This is a genomic window from Vibrio sp. Isolate33 (assembly GCF_022397895.1).
GTDB classification, from domain to species: domain Bacteria; phylum Pseudomonadota; class Gammaproteobacteria; order Enterobacterales; family Vibrionaceae; genus Vibrio; species Vibrio pomeroyi.
In genome coordinates, this window is record NZ_JAKEUP010000003.1 from 19,428 (window position 1) to 42,383 (window position 22,956).

The 22,956-nt window shown below is 44.2% G+C and carries 25 protein-coding genes; 14 read left to right on the top strand and 11 right to left on the bottom strand.

The features are described 5' to 3' along the window. Window positions 1-24: 24 nt before the first annotated feature. The 4 genes from L1D37_RS06785 (at window position 25) to L1D37_RS06800 (ending at window position 5,239) form a co-directional block, all read left to right on the top strand. Window positions 25-507 (top strand): GFA family protein, encoded by a 483-nt coding sequence (locus tag L1D37_RS06785; RefSeq protein WP_176679365.1) that lies wholly within the window; start codon window positions 25-27, stop codon window positions 505-507. A 150-nt stretch (window positions 508-657) separates the two neighbouring features. After that, the gene (locus tag L1D37_RS06790) at window positions 658-1,332 is read left to right on the top strand and encodes a YoaK family protein (protein WP_239830448.1); all 675 of its coding nucleotides are present in this window, start codon (window positions 658-660) and stop codon (window positions 1,330-1,332) included. A gap of 228 nt (window positions 1,333-1,560) precedes the next feature. Beyond that, window positions 1,561-2,931 (top strand): YjiH family protein, encoded by a 1,371-nt coding sequence (locus L1D37_RS06795; RefSeq protein ID WP_086775662.1) that lies wholly within the window; start codon window positions 1,561-1,563, stop codon window positions 2,929-2,931. A 436-nt stretch (window positions 2,932-3,367) separates the two neighbouring features. After that, window positions 3,368-5,239, top strand: a complete 1,872-nt coding sequence (locus L1D37_RS06800; RefSeq protein ID WP_239847337.1) for a methyl-accepting chemotaxis protein — start codon at window positions 3,368-3,370, stop codon at window positions 5,237-5,239. A 128-nt stretch (window positions 5,240-5,367) separates the two neighbouring features. Here L1D37_RS06800 and L1D37_RS06805 read toward each other — a convergent pair whose 3' ends face one another. Further along, window positions 5,368-6,774 carry an alpha-amylase family glycosyl hydrolase gene (locus L1D37_RS06805; protein WP_239847338.1) on the bottom strand — a complete coding sequence of 469 codons (1,407 nt, stop codon included), beginning with the start codon at window positions 6,772-6,774 and terminating at the stop codon, window positions 5,368-5,370. A gap of 282 nt (window positions 6,775-7,056) precedes the next feature. Further along, window positions 7,057-7,377 (bottom strand): peptidylprolyl isomerase PpiC, encoded by a 321-nt coding sequence (ppiC, locus tag L1D37_RS06810; RefSeq protein ID WP_275665465.1) that lies wholly within the window; start codon window positions 7,375-7,377, stop codon window positions 7,057-7,059. 169 nt (window positions 7,378-7,546) lie between these two features. On the opposite strand from ppiC, the gene L1D37_RS06815 reads away from it, so the two are divergent. Further along, window positions 7,547-8,461 (top strand): chemotaxis protein, encoded by a 915-nt coding sequence (locus L1D37_RS06815; RefSeq protein WP_176679362.1) that lies wholly within the window; start codon window positions 7,547-7,549, stop codon window positions 8,459-8,461. 92 nt (window positions 8,462-8,553) lie between these two features. Here the strand turns inward: L1D37_RS06815 and L1D37_RS06820 are convergent, their stop codons facing one another. The 4 genes from L1D37_RS06820 to hutW form a co-directional block, all read right to left on the bottom strand. Further along, the gene (locus L1D37_RS06820) at window positions 8,554-9,114 is read right to left on the bottom strand and encodes an ATP:cob(I)alamin adenosyltransferase (RefSeq protein ID WP_239847339.1); all 561 of its coding nucleotides are present in this window, start codon (window positions 9,112-9,114) and stop codon (window positions 8,554-8,556) included. 160 nt (window positions 9,115-9,274) lie between these two features. After that, complete coding sequence (hutZ, locus tag L1D37_RS06825) at window positions 9,275-9,805, bottom strand: heme utilization protein HutZ (RefSeq protein WP_004731858.1); 531 nt, start codon at window positions 9,803-9,805, stop codon at window positions 9,275-9,277. Window positions 9,806-9,924: 119 nt separating this feature from the next. Beyond that, on the bottom strand, window positions 9,925-10,446 hold the full coding sequence (gene hutX / locus L1D37_RS06830; RefSeq protein ID WP_008215687.1) for a heme utilization cystosolic carrier protein HutX: 522 nt from the start codon (window positions 10,444-10,446) through the stop codon (window positions 9,925-9,927). A 58-nt stretch (window positions 10,447-10,504) separates the two neighbouring features. Beyond that, on the bottom strand, window positions 10,505-11,914 hold the full coding sequence (hutW, locus tag L1D37_RS06835; protein ID WP_239847340.1) for a heme anaerobic degradation radical SAM methyltransferase ChuW/HutW: 1,410 nt from the start codon (window positions 11,912-11,914) through the stop codon (window positions 10,505-10,507). A 161-nt stretch (window positions 11,915-12,075) separates the two neighbouring features. On the opposite strand from hutW, the gene L1D37_RS06840 reads away from it, so the two are divergent. The 6 genes from L1D37_RS06840 to L1D37_RS06865 all read left to right on the top strand — a co-directional run bounded on the left by L1D37_RS06840 (window position 12,076) and on the right by L1D37_RS06865 (window position 16,956). Next, entirely contained in the window at window positions 12,076-12,879 is an 804-nt protein-coding gene (locus L1D37_RS06840; protein ID WP_239847341.1) for an energy transducer TonB, read from the top strand. A 2-nt stretch (window positions 12,880-12,881) separates the two neighbouring features. Next, entirely contained in the window at window positions 12,882-13,583 is a 702-nt protein-coding gene (locus L1D37_RS06845; protein WP_239847342.1) for a MotA/TolQ/ExbB proton channel family protein, read from the top strand. Further along, complete coding sequence (locus L1D37_RS06850) at window positions 13,580-13,993, top strand: biopolymer transporter ExbD (protein ID WP_239847343.1); 414 nt, start codon at window positions 13,580-13,582, stop codon at window positions 13,991-13,993. The genes L1D37_RS06845 and L1D37_RS06850 overlap by 4 nt, the downstream gene beginning before the upstream one ends. A 149-nt stretch (window positions 13,994-14,142) precedes the next feature. Then, window positions 14,143-15,033, top strand: coding sequence for an ABC transporter substrate-binding protein (locus L1D37_RS06855; protein WP_239847344.1), 891 nt, complete (start codon window positions 14,143-14,145; stop codon window positions 15,031-15,033). Window positions 15,034-15,136: 103 nt separating this feature from the next. Beyond that, window positions 15,137-16,174 (top strand): iron ABC transporter permease, encoded by a 1,038-nt coding sequence (locus L1D37_RS06860; RefSeq protein ID WP_086712827.1) that lies wholly within the window; start codon window positions 15,137-15,139, stop codon window positions 16,172-16,174. Continuing rightward, the gene (locus tag L1D37_RS06865; protein ID WP_239847345.1) at window positions 16,174-16,956 is read left to right on the top strand and encodes a heme ABC transporter ATP-binding protein; all 783 of its coding nucleotides are present in this window, start codon (window positions 16,174-16,176) and stop codon (window positions 16,954-16,956) included. Before L1D37_RS06860 ends, L1D37_RS06865 begins: the two co-directional genes overlap by 1 nt. A 393-nt stretch (window positions 16,957-17,349) precedes the next feature. Here the strand turns inward: L1D37_RS06865 and L1D37_RS06870 are convergent, their stop codons facing one another. After that, window positions 17,350-17,811, bottom strand: a complete 462-nt coding sequence (locus L1D37_RS06870; RefSeq protein WP_017105619.1) for a TetR/AcrR family transcriptional regulator — start codon at window positions 17,809-17,811, stop codon at window positions 17,350-17,352. A gap of 529 nt (window positions 17,812-18,340) precedes the next feature. Between L1D37_RS06870 and L1D37_RS06875 the strand changes: the two genes are divergently transcribed. After that, entirely contained in the window at window positions 18,341-18,640 is a 300-nt protein-coding gene (locus L1D37_RS06875) for a YfcZ/YiiS family protein (RefSeq protein ID WP_176679354.1), read from the top strand. Window positions 18,641-18,677: 37 nt separating this feature from the next. Here L1D37_RS06875 and L1D37_RS06880 read toward each other — a convergent pair whose 3' ends face one another. Beyond that, window positions 18,678-18,974 carry a YnjH family protein gene (locus tag L1D37_RS06880; RefSeq protein WP_239847346.1) on the bottom strand — a complete coding sequence of 99 codons (297 nt, stop codon included), beginning with the start codon at window positions 18,972-18,974 and terminating at the stop codon, window positions 18,678-18,680. Between the two features lie 103 nt (window positions 18,975-19,077). On the opposite strand from L1D37_RS06880, the gene L1D37_RS06885 reads away from it, so the two are divergent. Then, window positions 19,078-19,677, top strand: a complete 600-nt coding sequence (locus L1D37_RS06885) for a hypothetical protein (protein ID WP_239847347.1) — start codon at window positions 19,078-19,080, stop codon at window positions 19,675-19,677. Between the two features lie 113 nt (window positions 19,678-19,790). Here the strand turns inward: L1D37_RS06885 and L1D37_RS06890 are convergent, their stop codons facing one another. Further along, window positions 19,791-20,897, bottom strand: a complete 1,107-nt coding sequence (locus tag L1D37_RS06890) for a 1-acyl-sn-glycerol-3-phosphate acyltransferase (protein WP_239847348.1) — start codon at window positions 20,895-20,897, stop codon at window positions 19,791-19,793. A 175-nt stretch (window positions 20,898-21,072) separates the two neighbouring features. On the opposite strand from L1D37_RS06890, the gene L1D37_RS06895 reads away from it, so the two are divergent. Then, on the top strand, window positions 21,073-21,699 hold the full coding sequence (locus L1D37_RS06895; protein ID WP_239847349.1) for an AraC family transcriptional regulator: 627 nt from the start codon (window positions 21,073-21,075) through the stop codon (window positions 21,697-21,699). Between the two features lie 128 nt (window positions 21,700-21,827). Here L1D37_RS06895 and L1D37_RS06900 read toward each other — a convergent pair whose 3' ends face one another. Both L1D37_RS06900 and L1D37_RS06905 read right to left on the bottom strand, forming a co-directional pair. After that, window positions 21,828-22,310 carry a hypothetical protein gene (locus L1D37_RS06900; RefSeq protein WP_239847350.1) on the bottom strand — a complete coding sequence of 161 codons (483 nt, stop codon included), beginning with the start codon at window positions 22,308-22,310 and terminating at the stop codon, window positions 21,828-21,830. A 27-nt stretch (window positions 22,311-22,337) separates the two neighbouring features. Continuing rightward, a complete protein-coding gene (locus L1D37_RS06905; protein WP_017633380.1) occupies window positions 22,338-22,859 on the bottom strand; it encodes a nicotinate-nicotinamide nucleotide adenylyltransferase in 522 nt (173 codons plus the stop codon). Window positions 22,860-22,956: the final 97 nt, after the last annotated feature.

The window sequence follows — 22,956 nt, forward strand, 5'->3', positions numbered from 1 at the left end:
ATATTCTTTTGTTTTCATCCAGTTGTGCAGACCATAAAGGGCTTTAGTATAATTATCAATACAGGGTTAACCAGAAGTGGAGCATGGATGGATATCAATCATATTAAAGACAGAAATATCAGAAGTTGCGAATGCCGCTGTGGAGCCGTCAATCTCGTATGCCGCGGTGAGCCTCAACGTACCTCTGTATGTCATTGCTATGAATGCCAAAAACGCACAGGAAGCGTGTTCGGCGTTCAAGCTCGGTTCCCAATTGAACAAGTCACACTCAGCGGAGAGGTCACCTCTTTCTCACGCATCAGCGATACAGGCAATGAAGTCACCTATCAGTTTTGTCCTCAATGTGGCACCACTATGCTTTTACAATCTGTTGCCGCTGCCGATTTTTATATCGTCCCTCTCGGGCTGTTTAAAGAACAAGATTTTCCACTGCCAAGTTTTTCAGTTTATGAAGAGCGCAAACATGGTTGGGTCAAATTTGACCATCAAATGAGTCACTATAATTAGTGGCTACAGCCCTCTAGTATTGCGATAGCACCTGTAAAGAAACAAACTGCAATACTGTTGCCCAAGATCAAATATGAAAGCCCCGCAACGCTAGCGTATCTTTTCGCTAGCGTTATAATCTGCTCCTCTTTCTAACCCAGGGTGAACCACATGATTTCTAAGCTACCTCGCTGGGTTGAATACGGCGCGCTACTGTTAGCAGGCCTTGCTGGCAGCGTAAATGCTATTGGTTTACTTGGTTTCCAACATCAAGCCATCTCGCACATCTCTGGCACCATGTCTTTACTCGGCAGCAGCCTGCTCACCCCAACTTCGGCTTCCGTGCACCTTCTATTGGTGATCACGAGCTTTATGTTAGGCGCAGCCTTCAGTGGATTCTTTATTGAAAACCAAGCACTAAAGCTAGGACGCCGCTACGGTGTCGCGCTGTGTATTGAAGGTGGGTTGTTGTTCTTGGCACTTTGGGCACTATTACAAGGCTATATGTCCGGCCAATACTTCGCTTCAGCCGCATGTGGGTTACAGAACGCGATGATCACGACTTATAGCGGCGCGATCATTCGTACCACACACATGAGCGGGATCATCACGGATCTTGGGATCATGATTGGTGCTCGCCTCAAAGGCATGCCCTTTGACCGCCGCAAAGCCAAACTGCTGATGTTCATCGTTGTCGGTTTTCTATTTGGAGGCTTAACGGGCGCTTGCTTGTTCCAACGCTTCGAAATATTAGCTCTGGCATTCCCTGCTTCTTTCGCCTTCATCATTGCGTTTAGCTATTGGCTATACTTGACCTATCGAACTGAAACGCCAGTGAATTTATAAATACCTGGCAATATATCCTCAAACTACGTAACATCCGCAACACTTTATTCTAAACTCTTAAGGAGTTGCAGAATAACCAGTGTGAATACTTAGCGATATTTGATGAATAGTATTGCAAGCGATATTAATACTGGGTAATCTTGCACCCAATGAGAAAATACGGACGTTTAGTGAATAAAAATGCCAAGGATGTGGCTTTTTTACGTGTAGAAATTCGAGAACAATAACATGTCTAACAACACGAATACTGCTCAAACAGAGAAATCTAAAGGCAGTTTCTGGGTTTTCTTAATCCCATCATTGATTGGTTTATTCCTTTTCATGGCACCAATCAGCTATCAAGGCGATCTCACCATCCCTGTAGCGATCTTAGCCAAGTCAATTCAAGCGGTTTTCGGTGAGTACCTAGTCTCTATCATCACTGCGATCGTCGCTTTCATGTCTGTAGCTTCCGTTTTAAGCACCATTTTCAAGCCTACATTCATTACATCGAATTCATTTTTAAACGGCCTTTTCAACCCATCTCCATTGTGGTTGTTGGTTCGTTTGATTGGTGGTGCTGCAGCATTCATGGCGTTCTTCCAAGTGGGCCCAGAGTTTATTTGGGAAGAAAACACCGGTGGTTTAGTGTTAGAAGGCCTGCTTCCTACACTGTTCTCAGTATTTATCTTTGCGGGTTTGCTACTGCCTCTTCTACTTAACTTCGGTTTATTAGAATTGTTCGGCACCCTGTTAAGTAAAATCATGCGCCCAATCTTCAACCTACCAGGTCGTAGTGCTATTGACTGTATGGCTTCTTGGTTAGGTGATGGCAGCGTTGGTATCCTACTTACCAGCAAGCAGTACGAGAAAAAGTTCTACACTCAGCGGGAAGCTGCGGTTGTTGGTACGACTTTCTCGGCAGTATCGATTACATTCAGCCTTGTGGTAATTGCACAAGTAGAGTTAGAGCACTTGTTCTTACCTTTCTACGCAGCAATCTGTTTAGCGGGTATTGTGGCAGCGGTAATCATCCCTCGCCTTCCACCACTAAGCATGAAGAAAGACACCTTCATTGACGGTAGCAAGCCGCACAAAGACGCTGACGCGATTCCTGCAGGTCACTCAACATTCTCTTGGGGTCTTGAGCTAGCAGTAAACAAAGCATCACAAGTGAAGTCGGCTAAGTCTGTGTTTGGCGAAGGCGTTCGTAACGCTGTGGATATGGTCTTTGGTGTACTGCCAGTGGTTATGGGTCTTGGTACTATGGCGTTGGTAATTGCGGAATACACTTCTGTATTCTCATTCCTAGGTCAGCCTTTCATCCCATTCCTAGAGCTACTTGGTGTACCTGAAGCCGTTGCAGCCTCTGAAACGATCGTTGTTGGTTTTGCGGATATGTTTATCCCAGCAATCCTTGCAGCTTCTATCGACAACGAGATGACTCGCTTTGTTATTGCAGCAATGTCGGTAACTCAACTGATTTACATGTCTGAAGTAGGCGCTCTGCTTCTAGGTAGTAAGATCCCAGTGAACATCTTGGAACTGTTTATTATCTTTATTCTGCGTACTCTAATTACGCTTCCAGTGATCGCTGGTGTAGCTCATCTAATATTCTAAATTAGATGCTACTTATATAAGTAAATAAGCAGACAGAATTATAAGCCTCACTTTTGTGGGGCTTTTTATTTGCGCAAAATATATACACAGTGTCATTTAGATTTTAATCAATATATAAGCCCTGCATATCATTTAATTTCATATTGTTTATTCACATCGCCTCTTGTTAATAGAAAACTGAACGCATAATCTACAAATTAATACATTCTTAATTCCCCCTTAAACCCCGTCTAGCGCCATTCCCCAACTCATTGAACCCAATAATAAAAGTAACAAATATGTGATTTAGTGAATTTTGTATTGTTTGGGTTGTTGTATTTTTGTAGTCTATTTTGTGAAATTACATTCAAGTAAATTTCAATCTCGTCGATATATATAATTAGAAAAACACGATTAACTTTAGTCTTCGCAAAGCCTGTGAGAAGGGGAAAACTCAATGAAATTTAGCCATAAGGTGGTTGCTGCATCATCAGCCTTGCTGCTAGTGACAGTATCATTGCTTTCAATACAACAACTTTACACCGTTAGAAGTGCTGTAGAGAACCACGTCAATGCGAGTCTTAATGAGATGGTCTCGGGCGTAAAAAATACCGTCGTATCCGAGATGAATGCCAAGAAAGCTTTGGCTCAATCGACGACTGAAGTCATCGAGATCAATCCTCAAGATCGTACTTACGTAAAAGAAATTTTAGAAAAGCCAAAGCTTAAAAACAGCTTCCTTGCGGTTGGTTTTGGTTATGAAGCAAACGGTTTCGTCATTGAAAATGATGACGGCTGGGAAGCCGGTCCAGATTACGACCCACGAATTCGTCCTTGGTACATTGATGCTAAATCCAAAAACAGTTTAGTTGTTACCGCGCCTTATGTGGATGCATCAAGTAAGAAAGTCATTATCTCAGTGGGTACGCCAGTTAAAGACAACGGCCGCTTTACTGCAGGTATGTTCTACGATCTAGAACTGACCAATCTTGCGACCTTAGTAAACCAAGTAAACCTGTTTGATGCGGGCTACCTATTCCTAGTGACAGCCGACGGCACAACGATTGCTCACCCAAATGCTAAAAACAACGGTGAAACGCTTTCAAGCTACATGCCGCAAGCGACTATTCGTGAAGGCTCTCAAGAGATCGAAGTCGACGGCAAAATGTTCCTCGTTAACTTCACACACATCCCAAGTGAAGATTGGTACATCGGCGCAATCCTAGATGAAGAGATCGCTTACCAAACCGTTGAAGACCTGAAAAACAGCTCAATGATCTACTCTTTGCTTGCTGTAATTCTTAGTGTTGTGGCACTAACGGTTCTGATCCGCGTGTTGATGCGTCCACTGGATGCGCTTAACCAAGCGATTCAAGATGTGGCTAGCGGACAAGGTGACTTAACTAAGCGTCTGGATACCAATACAGACCAAGAGTTCTCTGATCTAGCGAAAGGCTTCAACACCTTTACCGAAAACCTGCAAAATCAAATCATTCAATCGAAAGCGATTGGCGTTGAGATTAAGCGTGGTACTGAATTCACAGTGAAAGGCGCTGGCGAATCTGCAAATGCGATGAACACGCAACTGCAAGAGCTTGAGCAGCTAGCGACCGCAATGAACGAGATGGCGGTTACCGCAACAGAAGTAGCAAACAACGCTCAAGGTGCTGCAGCAGCGGCTCGTGAAGCTGACGAAGCAACGCTAGACGGTACCTCTGTCGTAAGTGAAACCACTCAAGCGATTGATAACTTATCTGAGCGTATCGACCAAGCCGTTGCAGAAGTACAAGTGCTTGAATCAGCGACCGCAAACATCGAAACGATTCTCAAGGTAATCAACGACATTGCTGACCAAACCAATCTATTGGCACTAAACGCAGCAATTGAAGCCGCGCGTGCGGGTGAATCGGGTCGTGGTTTCGCAGTCGTAGCCGATGAAGTTCGTACGCTAGCGCAACGTACTCAAGAATCGACCACTGAAATTCGTAACATGATCGAGCAGCTTCAAGCCGGCGCAAGCTCAGTATCGAATGCGATGAACCAAAGTAAAGACACCGCAACTGACGCCGTTGAACGTGCTCAGCAAGCGAACTCTTCACTTGACCGTATCCGTGACGCGATTCAGCGTATCTCTGATATGAACATTCAGATTGCTTCAGCAGCAGAAGAGCAGAGCTTAGTAGCGGAAGAGATCAACAACAACACAGTTAAGATCAAAGACCTTTCAACACAAGTATCAACAGCGGCTCAAGAAGCGAATACCGCAATGCAGCAGCAAACTGACAATGTTCGCCAACAAGACGAGCTATTGAATAAGTTTACGGTTTAGCCACGGTTTGGCTCAGTTGCCGTTTGGTTGAGTCGCCGATCGTTTAAGCTACCGAGCAATAACTTAAAATAAAAAGCCCCGCTTACTGATTGCCAGTAAGCGGGGCTTCTCTTTCTAGTCTATCTGAGTTAACTCGTTACAGGTTTCAATTCATTCGTCGTCAACATCATGCATTGGTTCGATTCCACCTTGATGGTTAAATCCTTACCCACACATTCAAACACATCACCCGACATTAAATCGGTTACCGCACCTGTCCAACTTAATGAGGCGGTTTTGCTGCGTTTCGACTTGTTAATCACCACAATGCCTTTGTCACCACGGACAAATACCAGCAAGTCGTCATTCGCTTCAACCACACGCATCGCTTCGCCATGAACATGATTATGGAATTGAATCATGCTTTTCATGTAAGGCGCTTGCCAGTCGTTAAGCCAACGAGGCTGACCATTCTGGTCCAAAATACCACTCGTGCTTAATTCACTATAAACCAGTGGTACACCGCCATCTCGACCAAGAATGAAGGCGTGAGCCAATCGCTCGTCCACTTCATCCATCACATGTTCCAAAAACACCTCGTTGTTTGGAATGTCATGGGTCACGGCAAAGGTGATGGCTCTCATGTTCGATAGAGCCTGACCAAAACAGTAAGGGTTGATCAGAGACTTAAAGCTGCCCTGCTCTTCAAAGGCTTTGAAGATGGTATTGAACAGAGGGAAATCGTACGCCCCCAAACGCGTGTGCTTCAGGTAAGGCTCAAGGAACAGCTCGTACTCTTCTTCCGTCGCACCGCCATCGGTAATGATCTCGCCAAAGATGTGCATTTCTTCACAGATATCATCAGTCCAAACCTTACGCAGGTGTGACAGTGTCATGTGCTTTGCAGCATCAATACGGAAGCCTTTCACACCAATCGCTTTCAAGGCTTTCAGGTAAGCTCGCTGCTGTGCAACCACATTGTCGTTGTCTAACAGCGTTGGCAAACCAGGATCGCTGGCTCCGCCAGTAATACGCCCGTTCTGCACTTCCCAAGTGTCTTTCCAGTTTTTGATACCAAACGCTTCCACAAAGTCGTTTTCATCAAATAAAGGCTTAGAAAGATCACCAAATAAACGGATCGATTCGTAATAGTCAGCGTCTTCTTGGTAAGACGCCATATCTTGAAGGTTCGGATATGTTAAGTCACTGCGAATGCCAGACTCGTTTGCCATGTGGTTGAACACCACATCCACATAGGTACGAAGCCCATGTTGCTTTAACGTGTCGACCATTGCTTTAAAATCTTGTGTGTCACCCAACTGATTATCGATCACACGATAGTCTTGTGGCTGATAGCGCTGCCACCATTGAGTACCAGAATCTCGGTCGCAGCCTTTAGGGCCACGTAACGATTTCATTGCTGGTGAAACTAAAACAGATTTATAACCCAACTCTTGAATCAGTGGGGCGTTCTTCATTACGTCAGCGTAGCACCAGTCAAAGGCATGCAATATGACATCTGTCGCTGGGTTGCTTAACATAGCTGAACTCTCCATGTTGTTCTCCTACCAAACTCGTTTACAGCTTTTTAGAAAAGGCAAAGGCTAAAAGGCAAAGCTGCATAAATTTCCTCAAGAATGGCATTTATTATATGAGTTACGCATTAAAAACCCTCCTCCTCCTACCAATTACTCACGGTGGATAGTTGAGGGCGTAGCACCAATTATCGCATAACGTCTGGGATGAACACTCAGCCATTGTGCTTTTAAATGCACCAAAAAGTCACAAAAAAGGAGCGTATATACGCTCCTTTTATTCCATCTAACACATATCTTACACTAGGTTCTGTAAAGAACCTTAACTACGTGCCAGCCGAATTTAGTTTTTACAAGATGTGGTACAAGCGTCTCGCCAGAGAAACAAACCTTATCAAACTGAGGCACCATTTGACCTTTCTTGAACTCGCCTAGGTCGCCGCCCTTTTTACCAGATGGACAGGTTGAATGTTTCTTCGCTAGCGTTTGAAATTTAGCGCCCTTTTTAAGCTGCGTCATGATGTCTTCTGCTAGTTCTTTATGCTTCACCAGAATATGAAGCGCTGCTGCTGTTCTTGCCATGATAATTCTCAGTTTGTTGCTGTCTGCTTGTCGACTGATCATCGACAGCGAGTATTTAGCGTGATTTTAACCCAAGAAACACCATTCTTCACTCTATAACCGAAAACAACCGCCTTAAAGCCCCTAAAAACAGTAGAGTTACTTGCCGCGACTGCTATTTCCCTTTAAATTATTCTTTATAAATTAAGCGTGTAGTAAATAGGAGCCAATTATGGCCAAACCGATCAGTAAAGCGAGTCAGTCACAGGGAATGTTGATGTTCAAATTGTCCCTCACTCAAAGTTTTGCGATTGGCACGCTTAAAGTCAGGGAAATCGTTCCTTTTCAACCGATGACTCAAATCCCCTACTCTCATCACCATGTGATTGGCACCGTGACCATTCGCGATCTAACGGTTCCAGTGATTGATATGTCTGCTGCGATTGGCTTTCGCCCGATCACTCCTGCTGAATACAATGACTGTGTGCTCATCGTGACCGATTGTTTAAGAACGGTCGTGGCATTCTTGGTTCGCTCAATCGACAAAATCATTGAATGTGATTGGAAGAGTATTGAATCGCCACCAGCGAGTGTCGGTCGTAATGTGTTTGTGACGGGCATTACCCGCTTTGAAGATCGTATCGTGCAAATGCTCGATGTCGAACTGCTGCTCTCTAAGATCTACCCAGATTACGAGAACGCGCATATTCCAATGCTGACCGATGTAGAAAGGGAGCGACTCAAAGCGCTGAACATCTTATTGGTGGATGACTCTTTAATTGCGCGTAAGCAGTTATCTGATGCCCTAGATAGCATCAACATTCCTTATAGCATCTGCAATAACGGTTTGGATGCGATCGACCTAATGCGACGCCAAGCTAGTGTAGGCAAAGCGATTGACCTTCTTGTGAGTGACATTGAGATGCCAGGACTAGATGGTTACGAACTTGCATTTGAAGTACAGAACGACAGTGCATTGAGCCATGCTTACTGTATTTTGCATACCTCACTATCGAGTGAGATCTGTGTTGATCGTGCGAACCAGGTAGGTGCCCACGAAGCGCTTGAGAAGTTCAATGCGGGTGAGTTAATCGAAGCCATGCTACGCGGCGCAAAAGTCTTAAACAACGCCTCTACAGCGGCTTAAGACTATTCACAAAGCTAAACCAACATCAAGTTTAATGGTTTAGCTTCTTCAATTCTTACTTTTTCATCTCTTAACCAAAATAGAGCTCATCATTAGTCTTTCTTTTTCGGCATAGAGCTTTTTGGCATCGAATAGCTCTTACTCACGAATTCCACTTCCTCTACCTCATTGACATGATTAGTGAAAGAAGCCAATGCATACAGTGTGTTCGCGACTAAGTTAGCGTATTTAAAAAGAATCGGATCAGGTGACTTTTTACTTTCATGGTGCTCAATGCTCACCAAAGCGCGCACTACTTTCTTAGCCTGACAACGACACAAATGAAGCTCACTCGATACTCGATTCCCACCAGGTAATACAAACCCTTTGAAGCCACCTTCTAACTGCTCACGGATACGGTGGTAATCTTGCTTAAGCTCGACCAGTTCGGATTCAGTGATCGCTAACTTCCCACGCACGGAACCATTCAAATGATAGATGTTAGGCTGCAAGCGTTGCAGGATCTCGCGAACTTGTGGTTCCAATTCCAATGAAAGAACCAATCCAACTCGGCAGCAAAGCTCGTCCGATAGAATCTCAAAATCACAGATAGGGCTGTCTTCATAAATAAACGGGTAACAGAACTCGTCCCAATCTCGACTTACTGGTTTCACGTAGCGATCCTTACACATAAATATTAATCAAACGCCAATATACCAAACTCTTTGATTTAGTCTGCATTTTCTCACATCAATGACCAGTGTGTTTATGACGATTTTTAGACGTAAAAAAGCCCTCACATTGGAGGGCTTCTAAATAACCAATTAAACGAGATTACTCGTTAGATACTTTTTTGTGGCCTTCTTGCAGGTGAACGAAATCTACTAGATCGTCACCCGATACTTGGTATGCCTGACCAAAGCCTTTAACGAACAGGCCGTTCTCTGCTTTAAGGTTGAACAGAGAGAAATCTTGAAGCTGGCTCAAACCATCGATGATCTCGCCGAAACGCTCTTGCATCTGGCCGATCACTTGAGTCCAAAGCTCTGTTTCACGTTCTACAACGCTCGCTTGAGCATCAAACGTTAGACGCTTACGTGCATAAAGCTGCTTCGAGCTCTCTTCGTCTTCAATCATCATCAAAGACACTTGAGGGTTTGCTTTCAAGTTACGAGCATGACGAGCAATATCAGAAATTAGAACAAAGTAACCTTCTTGGTTCTGAACGAAAGGTGCGTAACTTACGTTTGGGCGACCTTCTTCATCAACCGTTGCAAGTTGAAGGGTACGGCGCTCTTGGCGAAACTCTTTAATTTCTGGACCTAGGCGACCTTGTAGACGTTCTTGTTTTACTTGCTGTTCCATGGGTAATTCCTTTATTCACTTTCTCTGATTTATTATTTTTGCTCGAGGTTGAGCGATCATTAGCGAACTAAACGATCCTCGAGCATTGATGTCTTATTAACTATTACTGCTGATTCTGTTTAAGCTTGTGCTTTTAGCGCTTTGAAGCGTTCTACTTGGTCGGCAATAAGCTCACGCTTTTCGTTGCGGCCTAGGTAGATCTTGAAAATGTTCTCGCCCGTTTCACTGAAGAAACCGAAGTAATGACTTTCACGCCCCATGAACGCTTTGCTCACCAAACCGATCTGTTTAACGTTGTCGAGTTTCAGGTGACCATGAAGCTCGCCCTCTTTGCCCATAAGGTTGTAGTAACCACGCGCTACTTTGCCTTTAGGGAACGGCGCTTTTACTTCGAAGATTGATCCGAATGAATGCACGATTGTGGTCACAGGGCCCCAACCCACTAAACCTTCAAGAATTTCTTGAGCACGGCTACCATCTAACATCACTGCCATGTCGTTTGGAAAAGCAGCAACCACTTCAACCTCTGAAACACCGAGCTTCTCAGCAATCGCAGTAGGAAGCAGTTTTGGCTCTTCTTCTAGAATGCGAGCAACACGTTGTTCTAAAGTTTCTGTCATTTCTAATGTTGTATCTGTCATTGAATATGTTTCCGTATAAACGAGTAATTTACGTAAGTTCTAAATTTAAAAGTCGATATTAAGCGTGCTTCAAGCTTGCATGCGGGTGAACGCCCGAACTTGATGCTTTCGGCGCTGGGTGCATTGCTTGATATTCAGCGTTAAGCACTTGAATCACACTCTGAGCGAGGCTTACTGCCCAGAAGCTGCCAGCAATAGTCAGGCTCAAGTAATCCTCTGCAAGCTCAACCAAGCCATTCTTTTCCCAATGTGAGAACAGAGGCTTCAAGTAATCGAACGTGTCTTGCCCCATAAAGGTCGGCAACGTACTTCTTCTAACAACACCAGAATCAAAGCCTGCCTTTAATGTCGAGAAGATTGGCTCTAATGAGCTTTGCTTCGTCATCATCGCAATCGGCAACTGACCTTGTTTTATAGACTCCATGTAGCTGTCTAAAGTTCGATGTTGCATCACACCGTGGCCGCCAAGATTGCCACCAGCACCACAACCAATTGGAAGCACCTCGGCATAAGTTTTCGCTAAGCTGTTGTAAATGCTGCGTTCGCGGTTATCGCGAGTCCAGTGATTCACACTCAGTTGTTTAACTTTGTGCTTGGCCATGAACTCAACACCCGCCAAGTACATGCTCGCCTTATCAGGCGTATTGGCCGGCGGTGGGATTCTTCCTTTCTCAACAAGATTAAGCATAGGAGCATTGCCCCCAACAATCAGTTGGTAGAGGTCGATACCGTGTGCACCAGTAGACATGTAGTCTTCTAAATCTTGTTGGAACACTTCCATAGATTGGTATGGTAATCCGTACAGCAAATCCAGAACGATGGGCGCTTGCTCAGTACGGCTCAAAGCACTGATACGTTCCAACACAACCTCTCGGTCATCTAAGCGCTTGGCACTGCGTCGAACTTGAGTGTTGAAACTTTGAATACCAAAGGAGAAACGGTTGAAACCACCTTCAAGCGCACGATCGAACATCTCGTCGCCAAAGCGATTGATGCGCCCTTCTAAAGTCATTTCCACATCGTTTGCTAACGGGAAGTATTGGCGAATCGCTTTACCTAGTTGCTCTACCTGTTGAGGCGATAGATCGGTAGGTGTTCCACCACCAATATAGACGGCGTGAAATAATCCAGACTGAGCCCAAGGCGTTTTGGCTTTTTGCTTCAACTCAACCATCAGAGCATCGAAGTACTCATCCACTAATTTGCGGCTTGCGGCATTTTGGAAAAAGTTACAGAACGTACAGCGCACACGGCAGAAGGGAATGTGGATATACAAGCAACGCTTATCCTGTTTCTTCCCTTCACTTAGCATCAGTTCATCAAAGAGCTCCAACTTCTTGCTCGGGTCGACCGGAATTGAACTTCCTCCGGCATGTGCAGAATGCTTTTTCGCAAACGCAAAACGAAGCGGATCAGGGCTAGAAACACCCAAGATTGATTCGTCAAATTTATAAATATTAAGACTCATATAATCTCTCTAAACACTTACATAGCAAAGTCTGGAAGACTATTCGCTAAAAACTGAGAGAATCATAAATAGAGCCAAATGATAATGCAATTGATAATTGATCTTATTTAGATTCTAGGCAATAATCCAATACAGAATTTTGATTTGGTAAAGGATTGATTGTGAACGTTCCTAGATATGTTATTGCAGGCGGTGCATCGTTGGTGATTCATGCAGCGCTATTGTTTGTCGCTCAAGAATCCAAAGTATTTGCGATGCCTGCAGGTAGCCAATCGAACACGGTATCGATCAACTTCACGCCTAAAAGCGCTCCTTCTCAAGCTCAACAAAAAACGGTTACAGAACCCGTTGAACCCAAACCAATTGAGGAAACAGTCTCACAAGCTGAACCTAAACCTGTCGAGCCGAAGGCCGTTGAGCCAAAGCAAGCCAAACCGACACCAAAGAAAAAAGCGATCACCAATAAGCCTCAACCTAAGAAAGTAGAGAAAAAGGTTGTTGAAAAGAAAGTTGAGAAGAAGCCGGTTCAAAAGAAACCGGTGACTGAAAAAAAGGTCGTGAAGAAAGAACGCCCTGAACCAGCCACTAAACCAGAGAAGCTAGCCGACAAAAAAGTCGATAAGAATATGGACGAGTCTGCGAACCAACCTCAGGAAGTAAACCAAGGCGTATCAAACCAAGAGCCGGTGCTAGTCACTAAGCCTTCTTTCTCTGCACGCCCTACACCGCCGAATTATCCTCGCCAAGCCAGACGACGTGGCGTTGAAGGTGTCGCAACTTATGAGATCTGGTTAGACGCTGATGGCAAACAAATTAAACAAGCATTAGTAAATTCATCAGGCGCACTAATGCTCGATAACGCCGCTTTAGACGCCATTAAACAATGGAAATTCTCACCTCATACTGTCAATGGTCGAGCGATTGCTCACCGAGTACAAATACCTGTTCGTTTTAGGTTGGATTAATCATGCAACAAATCAGTTACTTACAAGATCAACTGGGCTTAATGACTTGGCCTCTTCTTATCTGCTCTGCATTAACAGCAATGATCATCGCAGAACGTATATTCCAAGTTATGTTAAGTATTGGCGTTGGCAAACGTGCCATTCGTCGTGAGCTCAACCAGATCTCACCAACCAATAGCAAAGAGATTGAAGCACTCGCTCAGTCGATTTCAGGTAAACGACCGCTACTGTACAAGGGCGTTTCGATGCTGCTTGCTCACCACTCATTCTCAAAAGGTTTACGTGAAGATGCAGCGGGGATCTGGCTACAAGAAAAACGCCACCAATTGCACGCAGGCCTAAGACTGCTTGGTTTAATCGGTGTGATTAGCCCACTGATTGGACTACTTGGCACGGTACTTGGCCTTATTGAAATGTTCAAAGGTGTTGCTGCGACGACAGGCAGCATCACACCGAACGACCTAGCAGACGGTCTTGGTTTAGCAATGAGAACGACGGCTGCAGGCTTGATGATCGCACTTCCTGCAATTTCAGGCGCACAGCTATTAGGCCTTTGGGCTGACCGAGTGCTTGCTCAGCTAGAACATACTCTGAACTATGTGAATGTGTGGCTAGAAGGTATGTCGATTCAAACCAATCAATCTGATGATGCTCAAAGTAAGCCTGTCAACAAAACCTCTATCGGTGATGTGAGCCAAGCATGATTAAGACGCCCCACTCATCTCACACACAAAGCCTAGCGCCGGACTTAACACCGCTGCTCGACATCATTTTTATCGTGATGGTTTTTCTATTGCTTACGGCATCAGTAAAGCTGGAGTCACTGGAAGTTGAACTGCCTAGTTCTGACGTTAAAAACGTTTCTGAAGTCCACAAAGACTCGATTAGCGTCAACATCCTAGACCATGAACCCTACTGGGCGATTAACGGCCAAGAGTACATCGACTGGGAAAACTTCAAGATTGCCTTGTTAGAAGAGACTGATTCAACGGATAAAAAGCCGATCATCATTGGCGCGGATAAAGCCGCCAACGTTGAAAACTTAGTGAAGCTGCTTTCATTTCTTCAAGAGAACGGAATACCAGCGACTCAACTGCTCACTGACGATGGCTAGAACAAGACTCAATTTTCACGAGGTTTGGCTTCTGACCGACAAGACTAAACAATCAGAGCTAAGCCTTTCTATCGACTCGAACTCACAATGCGAACGGACTGCTCACTGAGTATCTTCGCGATACAAAAAGAAAATATAAAGAACTTATTATGAACAACTTAAACGTGCTCAATAAATTAAAGACCAAGACACATCTCCTTTCAGTAGCTGCAATGAGCTTGGCATTGACTGCACCAACCGCAATGGCTAACGACGTTGAACAACCTCGTATCATCAGTGCCGGTAGTGCCGTTACAGAATTAGTTTTGGCGCTTGGCGCAGAAGAACAATTAGTGGGTATTGATGTAACCAGTCGCTTCCCTCAGTCTGAAAACCTGCCAAAAATTGGCTACCACAGAAACCTGTCTGCTGAAGGCTTACTTGCCCTAGAGCCAACCACTCTGATTGGGTCGGATGAAATGGGACCAGACAACGCTATCTCTCAATTAAAATCGGCAGGCGTCGATGTCGAGATCGTGAACACTGAAGCAAACGTTGAAGGGCTGTTAAAGCGTATCGACCAAATCGCAAAGATCACCCATACCGAAGACCACTCGCAGCAAGTGAAAGCCGATGTGAATCAAAAAATTGCAGCACTGAAAGCGAACCAAGTACCAAGCAACGAAGCGAAGAAAGTTCTATTCCTGTTGCTGCATGAAGGTCGCCCTGCGAACGTTGCTGGTGGTGAAACATCACCAAACGCAATCATCGAATTAGCTGGCGGTATCAACCCTGCCGCTCAGAGCTTAACGTCTTACAAGCCACTTTCAATGGAATCACTCGTTGAGATGCAACCTGATGTCATTTTAGTAAGCGGCCGTAGCTATCAAAAAATGGGCGGTGCGGATGCCATCCTTAAATCACTGCCTATGCTAGCTGCAACGCCTGCTGGTATGAACAAGCAAATCATTACCGTAAATGGCAGTGCTTTGGTTGGCGGGCTTGGCCTAGAAAGCCTCTCTGAAGCTAAGCGCTTAAACGCACTTATCTACCCGCTATAACTCAACCACCCTATTTCTGCTATCGCTAATTCGCTTCCCTCACCAACTGACTCACGCTGTTGGTGAAGGTGATTAAAATTAGCGATAGATATTGAGGCCCTTTATGTTGTTACGATCCGTCCCACTGAAAACATCGATGTTAGGCCTAGGTGCTACCTTAGCTTTTGTCGCACTGTACTCGATCACTGTTGGGCCAATGAACATTAGCTTAGCCGACAGCGCTACGAGCTTAATTCAACCAAACAATGACTTAGCACCTCACATCAACTTGGTGATTCAAGAAATTCGCTTACCTAGAACCATCTTGTGCATGCTGATTGGTGCAATCCTCGCTCTGTGTGGCGCGGTGATGCAAGGTTTGTTTCGAAACCCACTTGCCGAACCTGGCATCATAGGTGTGTCTGCGGGCGCTGCATTAGGTGCAGCATTGGCTATCGTTCTTTTCTCTGAGCTTTCACTGCAATATCCTGCATTCATGAACTTTGCTGCGGTACCTGTGTTTGCCTTTTTAGGCGGCGCCTTAACCACGCTGCTGGTTTACAAACTGGGTACTGGCAAATTCGGCACCTCAGTAACCATCATGTTGTTAGCAGGTGTGGCGATCAGTGCACTATCAGGCGCAGGTATTGGCTTCTTAAACTTCATTGCAGATGACCAAATGCTGCGTGATCTTTCACTATGGTCGATGGGTTCACTAGCAGGTGCAAAGTGGTCGGGTATTTTGCTTGCTGCGGTTACGCTCGTTGGTCTGTTTGTTGTGTTCTACCGCCAAGCGATGTCTTTGAATGCCCTATTACTGGGTGAATCAGAAGCGCAACACCTTGGCATTCCAGTACAAAAGCTAAAACGAAAGTTGATTCTACTAACGGCTGCGGGCGTTGGTATCACGGTGAGCCTGTCTGGCATGATTGGCTTTATCGGACTGGTTATCCCTCATTTAGGTCGCATGTTAGCGGGCCCAGATCATCGAGTGCTACTTCCCCTGTCAGCGGTTCTAGGCGCATTACTACTAACGGCTGCAGACATGTTCTCTCGCGTGGCACTGGCACCGGCAGAACTGCCAGTAGGTATTGTCACAGCAATCATCGGCGCTCCATTCTTCTTGTATCTACTATTTCAACAGAAAGGGAGAATCCTTTAATGTTTCCTGCAGCGTTAAAAGCAACCGACATCGAAGTAAAGTTCGGCAGTAAAGTGATTTTAGATGGCGTTTCTATTGAGATTGAAGCAGGAAAGGTAACCACACTGCTTGGGCCGAACGGCGCAGGAAAAAGCACACTACTTAAAGCCTTGTGTCAGGAAATATCGAGCACGGGTGATATCCAATATTTTGGACACGCTAAAGACAAGTGGCCTTCACAGAAGCTGGCGAAACATTTAGCGATGCTTCCTCAACACAGCACGTTGACCTTCCCCTTTCTGGCACATGAAGTTGTCGAACTTGGTGGTATTCCTCTGCAAGAGTCAAATAAACAGCTGACGAGCATCGCTAGCCAAAAAATGGATGTGGCTGATGTCACTCACCTGAGTGAAAGGCTCTACCCTTCCCTATCTGGCGGTGAAAAACAGCGCGTTCACTTGGCTCGAGTGTTAACTCAGCTTCACCACTCTGGTGACCAATGCATCTTAATGCTCGATGAACCGACATCAGCACTGGATCTCGCCCACCAGCACAACACTTTAAAAATCGCGAGAGAGCTAGCCGACAACCACAATGCTGCCGTTATCGTAGTTTTGCACGACCTAAACCTAGCCGCTCAATATTCTGATCGACTCGTAGTCTTAAAAGACGGTAACTTGGTTTGCGATGGCAACCCTTGGGAGGCGCTTGAACCTTCTATGATTGAGGATGTGTACGGCTACAAAAGTATTGTAGAAAAGCACCCAACCATGAGCTTCCCTCAAGTTCACCCAGCCCAATAGTCTCGATTTAAAACCTATTCGTTGTGAACATTTGCTCCTAATAACAATTAAGTCATTATAAGCCTCGATTTTATCGAGGCTTTTTATTGGCTCATAGCCTCTCTCACGTCTTAAACTTAATTTTACTAGCAACCATAGCAATGAACCCCAAAACGTCTCACTCCGAGCGTTTGAGGCTCTATAAGTGAACATTATCAATTAGGGTTACTTAGCTTTTCACAGTAAGGGTGAAGAAAAGGCATGAATGTAAGCGGTTAAAAAGACTAGAGATAACGCCATTGGACACAAACAAGCAGACGAAGAAAGAGTGGTAAATACGATAGAAAAAGAGCAAAAGCACAAACGACAAGCACAAAAAAAGCCCCCTCAGGAGCTTCTTTCATTGTGTGTTGATTATTGGCTCATACGAATCAATGATTTACCAATCAACCACTCTAGTTCTTTACCGCTAGTATCACCAAACTGAGTTTCAGTCAGTTTGTATAGACGATCAATACCGTTTGCCGCGAATTCATGTGCACTTTCAGCAGTAACGATATGATGGAAAAGTAAACGTAAGATTGCTAGGAACTCAGCGTCTTCAAGTGCTGTAACCCAGCTAGCAGAGAATGCATCCAGACCGTTTTCGAAATCAATGTGTTCCATGAACATCTTGAAGATTCGACCATCTAGAGCAGCTGTGAAATCTGTTTTCTTTGGAAAGTGGTGGCTTATACCTGTACGAGAAACGCCCGTTTGCTGACTTAACGTCGTGTATGACATCTTGTCGTAACCCAATCTTAGTAGCTGGTCTACAACGGCATCCATGATTTTCTGGATAGTGATTTCTGTATCTTCTTTACTACGCTTTGGCATATTCAGGCTCTTCTCTTTGTAAATCCATCTAACTCAATCAAATGAAGTCAGAATGAAAATCGTTATCAGCATTATGTGAGCAAGGTATTTTTTCGCAAGTATTTCCATTAAATACCGACAAATACTTTGTACGAACAATTTTACAGTGCTGCCTCTTTGGGCACTTTGTCTAATTATCCTTCGAAAGTCACCTTACCGCTCTAAGTGGTTAATCTAAAATAACTACTTAGAATATCAAATACCCAACGATAAATTCATTGTATAAATACCTATCAAGCAATAGATAGTCTTATAAAATCAGTTACGACGCAACTAACTGAATGATATTCTGACAAATTAATGACACTGCTTTTCAACAAAACATGAGATAGATCACATACATATTTGTCGGCGCGAATGTACATATTCATTTAACCCCTCAACAAACAACATAGCATACCAGTATAAATTAGTTCAAAGATTTTAATTTTTGTAGATACAGTTCAAATTGCTCGTTAGAATAACCTCAGACTTTGTAAGAGGATTATTTATGAGCCAAGATATGGGTAACAACGATGTATGTGAGGCTTGCGGCTGCGCAGGTGAAATCGGGTTCATCATTAAAGAAGGCGACGATGTTGCTGAAGTAACGGTTTACGGTAACTCTAAAGCAATCATTGAAACTGAGTTTGCTAAGTACGTTGAGCTTGCTAAACAAGTGTCTAGCAACGTTGAATTTGAAGCGTCAGAGATGACAGAAGAAAGCACGGAATTGCATGCTCGCTTTAAATTTGAAGTCAGTGCTGAAAAGATTATTTTTGAACTTAAAACTCGCTCTCTAGCGCGTTAATATAAGCATTCATATTCTTATTAAAAGACGAGTAGCTTTACTCGTCTTTTTTTATTTCAATCCAAGCCAGTGAACCGTTTTGCTCAAAATCGTTTTCTGCAGCGCACCGAATCACGACACCACCAACCTCTAACACCGCACCAACGCTATAAGCTTTGTCATCGTAATAACAAACTCGTTGTGGTTGCCCACCTTGAGTCACCAATACGGCCGCCTTTGCGGGTGTTGAAATTACTTTGTTCGCACTTACAGACATAGAGCCAAACATCGAAGCTGCAACCAGAAAGACCTTAATTATTGGCGTATTTACTCTAATCATTGATTTACCTGCCATTATCGCTTAATTCCTCTTTCACCTACCGCCAAATGGGTAAAACACTATGCGAGAATAATTTTTCCATTATAGTGTTAGCGTCTATCGTAATAAGAAGTCCGTTATGCTCAGAATAATTGCACTTATTATTGGTTCCCTAACCATAACAAATGTCAGTGCTGAACCACTCGATCACTATCAAATATTGAACCATCTCGATAATTACGGAAACTTATATCTACGTAATAAGCCTTATACCTTGCTTCCAACGGGCTTAGTGGTCGATGGTAATCTCAATATCGAAAACACGGCGATCACACGCCTACCTAAAGGGTTAGAAGTTAACGGCAGCCTAAAAGCCTCTAACAGCCAACTCGCAAGAGTTCCGACTGGGGTTAAGATAAAAGGCTATGCCGATTTGATTGGCAGCCAAATTACCAGTTGGCCGAAAGGCGTGCGAGTGGGCGGGTTTATTAACCTCACCGATACCCCGCTGCAAAGGCTCCCAAATGGCTTTCGAGTGAAAGGTGACTTGAGCGTGATTCGTACTCCTTTAACAGAGTTACCCAATGGAATCGTGATTGACGGTGACTTATATATAGGCGGCTCAGCAATTACAACGTTTCCCGATACCATGACTGTCAGAGGCAATATCTACCTAGGAGGCAACACCGTAACTAAATGGCCAACCAATTTAGATCTGGGTGGCGCAGTCGCTCGCTAATCTATCCGACAGTTCATCCTCTTTAATGCAAAGATAAAGCAGCAAAAACAAAAAAGGAGCCCAAGGCTCCTTTTTCAATTCAATCAACTAATGCTCATTAAGCGAGATGTTCGCTAACCAATGTTCTTCACTGGGTTCGCATAGCTATCAATCAGATACTGACGCGCACCTTTTGGCAAGCTCGATAGTTTCTCTTCAAACTCTTGCTTAACCGCAGCAGTAATCGACTCGTCTTCTTTTTCTGCCGCCAGTAGGTTTACTGGGAACAGTTTGTAGTTTTTGTGGATCTGGCGATCGATCTCTTCAGCCAATGCTTCTGGCGTATCAAAATCTTGGTCGATAACCTGACCAAAACCAACGTGCACGCGGCCTTTATTGCCGATGATGCCCTGAATGATACTTTCGATATCTTCAAACTCACCTTTTTCGTAGCTGCCATTAACGTCTTTTTCAAAGAGTTCGATGGCTTTAGCCGTGTCACACGGATCGTTTTCGTAAGAAATAGCGACCGGTACGATCTTCAATGATTTCACATACTCAGGGAATGCGATCTTCTGCTTACGCCCTTCAACGTGGAACATTTTCAAGATAGCTGGCTCTGTAAAATCGTTACCATCTTTAGCACGACCTTCTTTTTGAGCGATCCAGATAGAGTTACCTGTCTCTAGAGAGTGCTTAATGTAAGAAGACAGTTGACCTAGCGCTTTCATCATTTCACGCGGCCCTTTCAAAGAACGCTTAACAATGAAACTCTTGTTCAAACGCATCAATTCGGTCGCACATGGCTTCTTCAACAGGTTGTCACCAATCGCGATGCGACAAGTCTGATGATTATTTTGATGCAGAGCGTAATTTACTAACGCCGGATCCATAGCAATGTCACGATGGTTTGATACAAACAGGTAAGCTTGATTTGCATCCAGTGACTCTACACCTGTGTAAGTCACACCGTTTGTGGTCTTAGCGAGCGTGTCACGTAAGTACTTTTTCACTTCAATCTGAATGGACTCAACGCTAGTCAGCTTGCTCCATTTCATTTTTAAGTACACACGTAAAATTGGACTCATTAATGCTTTGAACCAAGACGCATGGTTTGAAAAACGGTAGTGCAGTATCGCACTGATAAATTCTTCATCATTAATAAGGCGGTTTAGTGCCGCTGGAATTTCATCATCGCCGTAAGGACGAATATCAACATATGGATCGGTTGGAGAGGTCATTTTTTAATTCATATAATAAAAAGCTGGCTCATTCTACGCGTTGTTTTGACTTCTCGCAGCTACAGAGCCCATACTTTTGACAAGGTCAGACCAGAAACATTGAAAATCCCCTGTTATTGTTGGCATTCTTTGAGATTAACGGTAATCTTGACGCCCCAAAATTAAGGTACTATCTATGAACTTCGCTATTGAATATACATCGGCTTACTTTTCACACTTGGTGATCACACCACGCAAGAAAGTACTTAAACATAGCCTTGTATCCGTTCAAAGTGGCTTGGTTTTGATAAAGCTGGGTAAACAAGAGTACGCCGTTGAACCAGGACAAAGCGTCTGGATCCCATACGACTGCTTAACATCACTGACCTACTTTCCAAACACTCAGATTAATCGTGTCGATTTTTCTGTGCGTTTGACAGATTCATTCCCAAGACAAGCGGGTTACATCACGCAAACCAACCTCTCTTTAGCGCTACTCGAAAAGCTAGAGCTGACTAAGTCTCGTACTTCAAGTGCCAACAATACAGAGCAAGCCTGCAAAGATATGCTGTCTGTATTGAAGCAAGAAGTGTTGTCGTTTAAGCCACTGCTTTGTGAAAGTGCCCTGTCTCAGCGATTCAATCAATGGAACATTGATGATTCTAACCTGCCACAAGAGCACACCTTGGTGATGGTAATGCGTGAAGCGAAGAAGCGAATGCAGTCAGGTCAGAAGCGAGATGTTGTGATCGATGATTTGTTCTCAGGAAAAGAAGAAGAGTTTGAACAGCTTTGCATGCTTGTTTTTGGTGACGACCTATAAGCGCCAAAAGACTGAGAAGACTGAAAATCTCGTCCAGATACTAAAAAGCCGCAAAAACTGAGTTTTTGCGGCTTTTTTAATTCTTCAACGTCTGTTCTAGGTTTAGAGCAAACCTTCGGCTTCTTCCCTTAGAAAGGCAATTCAACCTGCATCATTAGGTCAGCATCACGCGAGTCGTGCCAACGGTAGTCAAAGCGCATACGAGGTTGCCCTTCGACCTTCTCACCAAAACCAATGCTCAGTTGCAAGCCGTGGTTTAGCAGCCACTCCTCTGTAGACATATCATACTGCTCGTCTTCCAGATCTTCAGGAAACCACATCCCCAAACCTACATAGTTTGATTCTATGCTTTGTGTCAGTAGTGGTGCGTCTTTACTTTGAAGTACCCAGTCAGACCAATAGTCAGGTGCACTCTGCGCTTCTTCATCGCTCAGCCCACTGATTTCCATCATACGTTGACCAAAAGACTCAATACTCGAAGAAAAGTCCAAACAGTTGTCGTCATCAGAAGTCAGCATGATCGAATCTAAGCTAAAAAAATCACATTCAGCATAAGCAGGCATACTGCATGCTGCCATGATCAACGTCGCTGGTATCGCGCTCTTTAGCATAGTCCTCTGACCTCTTGATTAGTGAACTCACATTATCTGATACAGTCCACTATCTTGCAACATCTTTGTAACTGACTTAGTACTCAATTTTGCAACATCGCTTCCACTTATCAGCGCATTACGTATGTCAGTGCTGCGTATTTTCACTTTTTCAGGGCAAGCCATTACAGACCAACGTTCAGTAATCTCATCGGATTTATAGAAAGATGAGAACTTAAAGAAGTTGTCCGGCCCGATCACAAACGTCAGTTCAGCGTCACGATGTAACTTTTGCAGTTCACTGAGCACAGCAAAAGTCGTTACGCTTTCACCGGGTGTAAATAGGCTCTTTTCGATCAACGAAAGCTCAACTTGATCCAGTGAAAGATCACTGATAAATGCGTTAACTAACTGACATCTCGTATCAAAGTCTAGCATCTCTTTTCCCCAAGCATGGGCAATACTTGGAACGAGTAGAATTTTGTCAAAGTGAGCCAACGAATCAATCACACTTTTATGCCCTAGGCTCGGTGGATTAAACGCACTACCGAAAATGGCTATTTTTTCCATTATTTATTACTGCCTTCTCTTTCTAAGCTTGTGCAAAGAGGTTTTTAAATCGGATGATTTAGGTATGATAACACTAGATTTTTAATTTGCTTGCAGG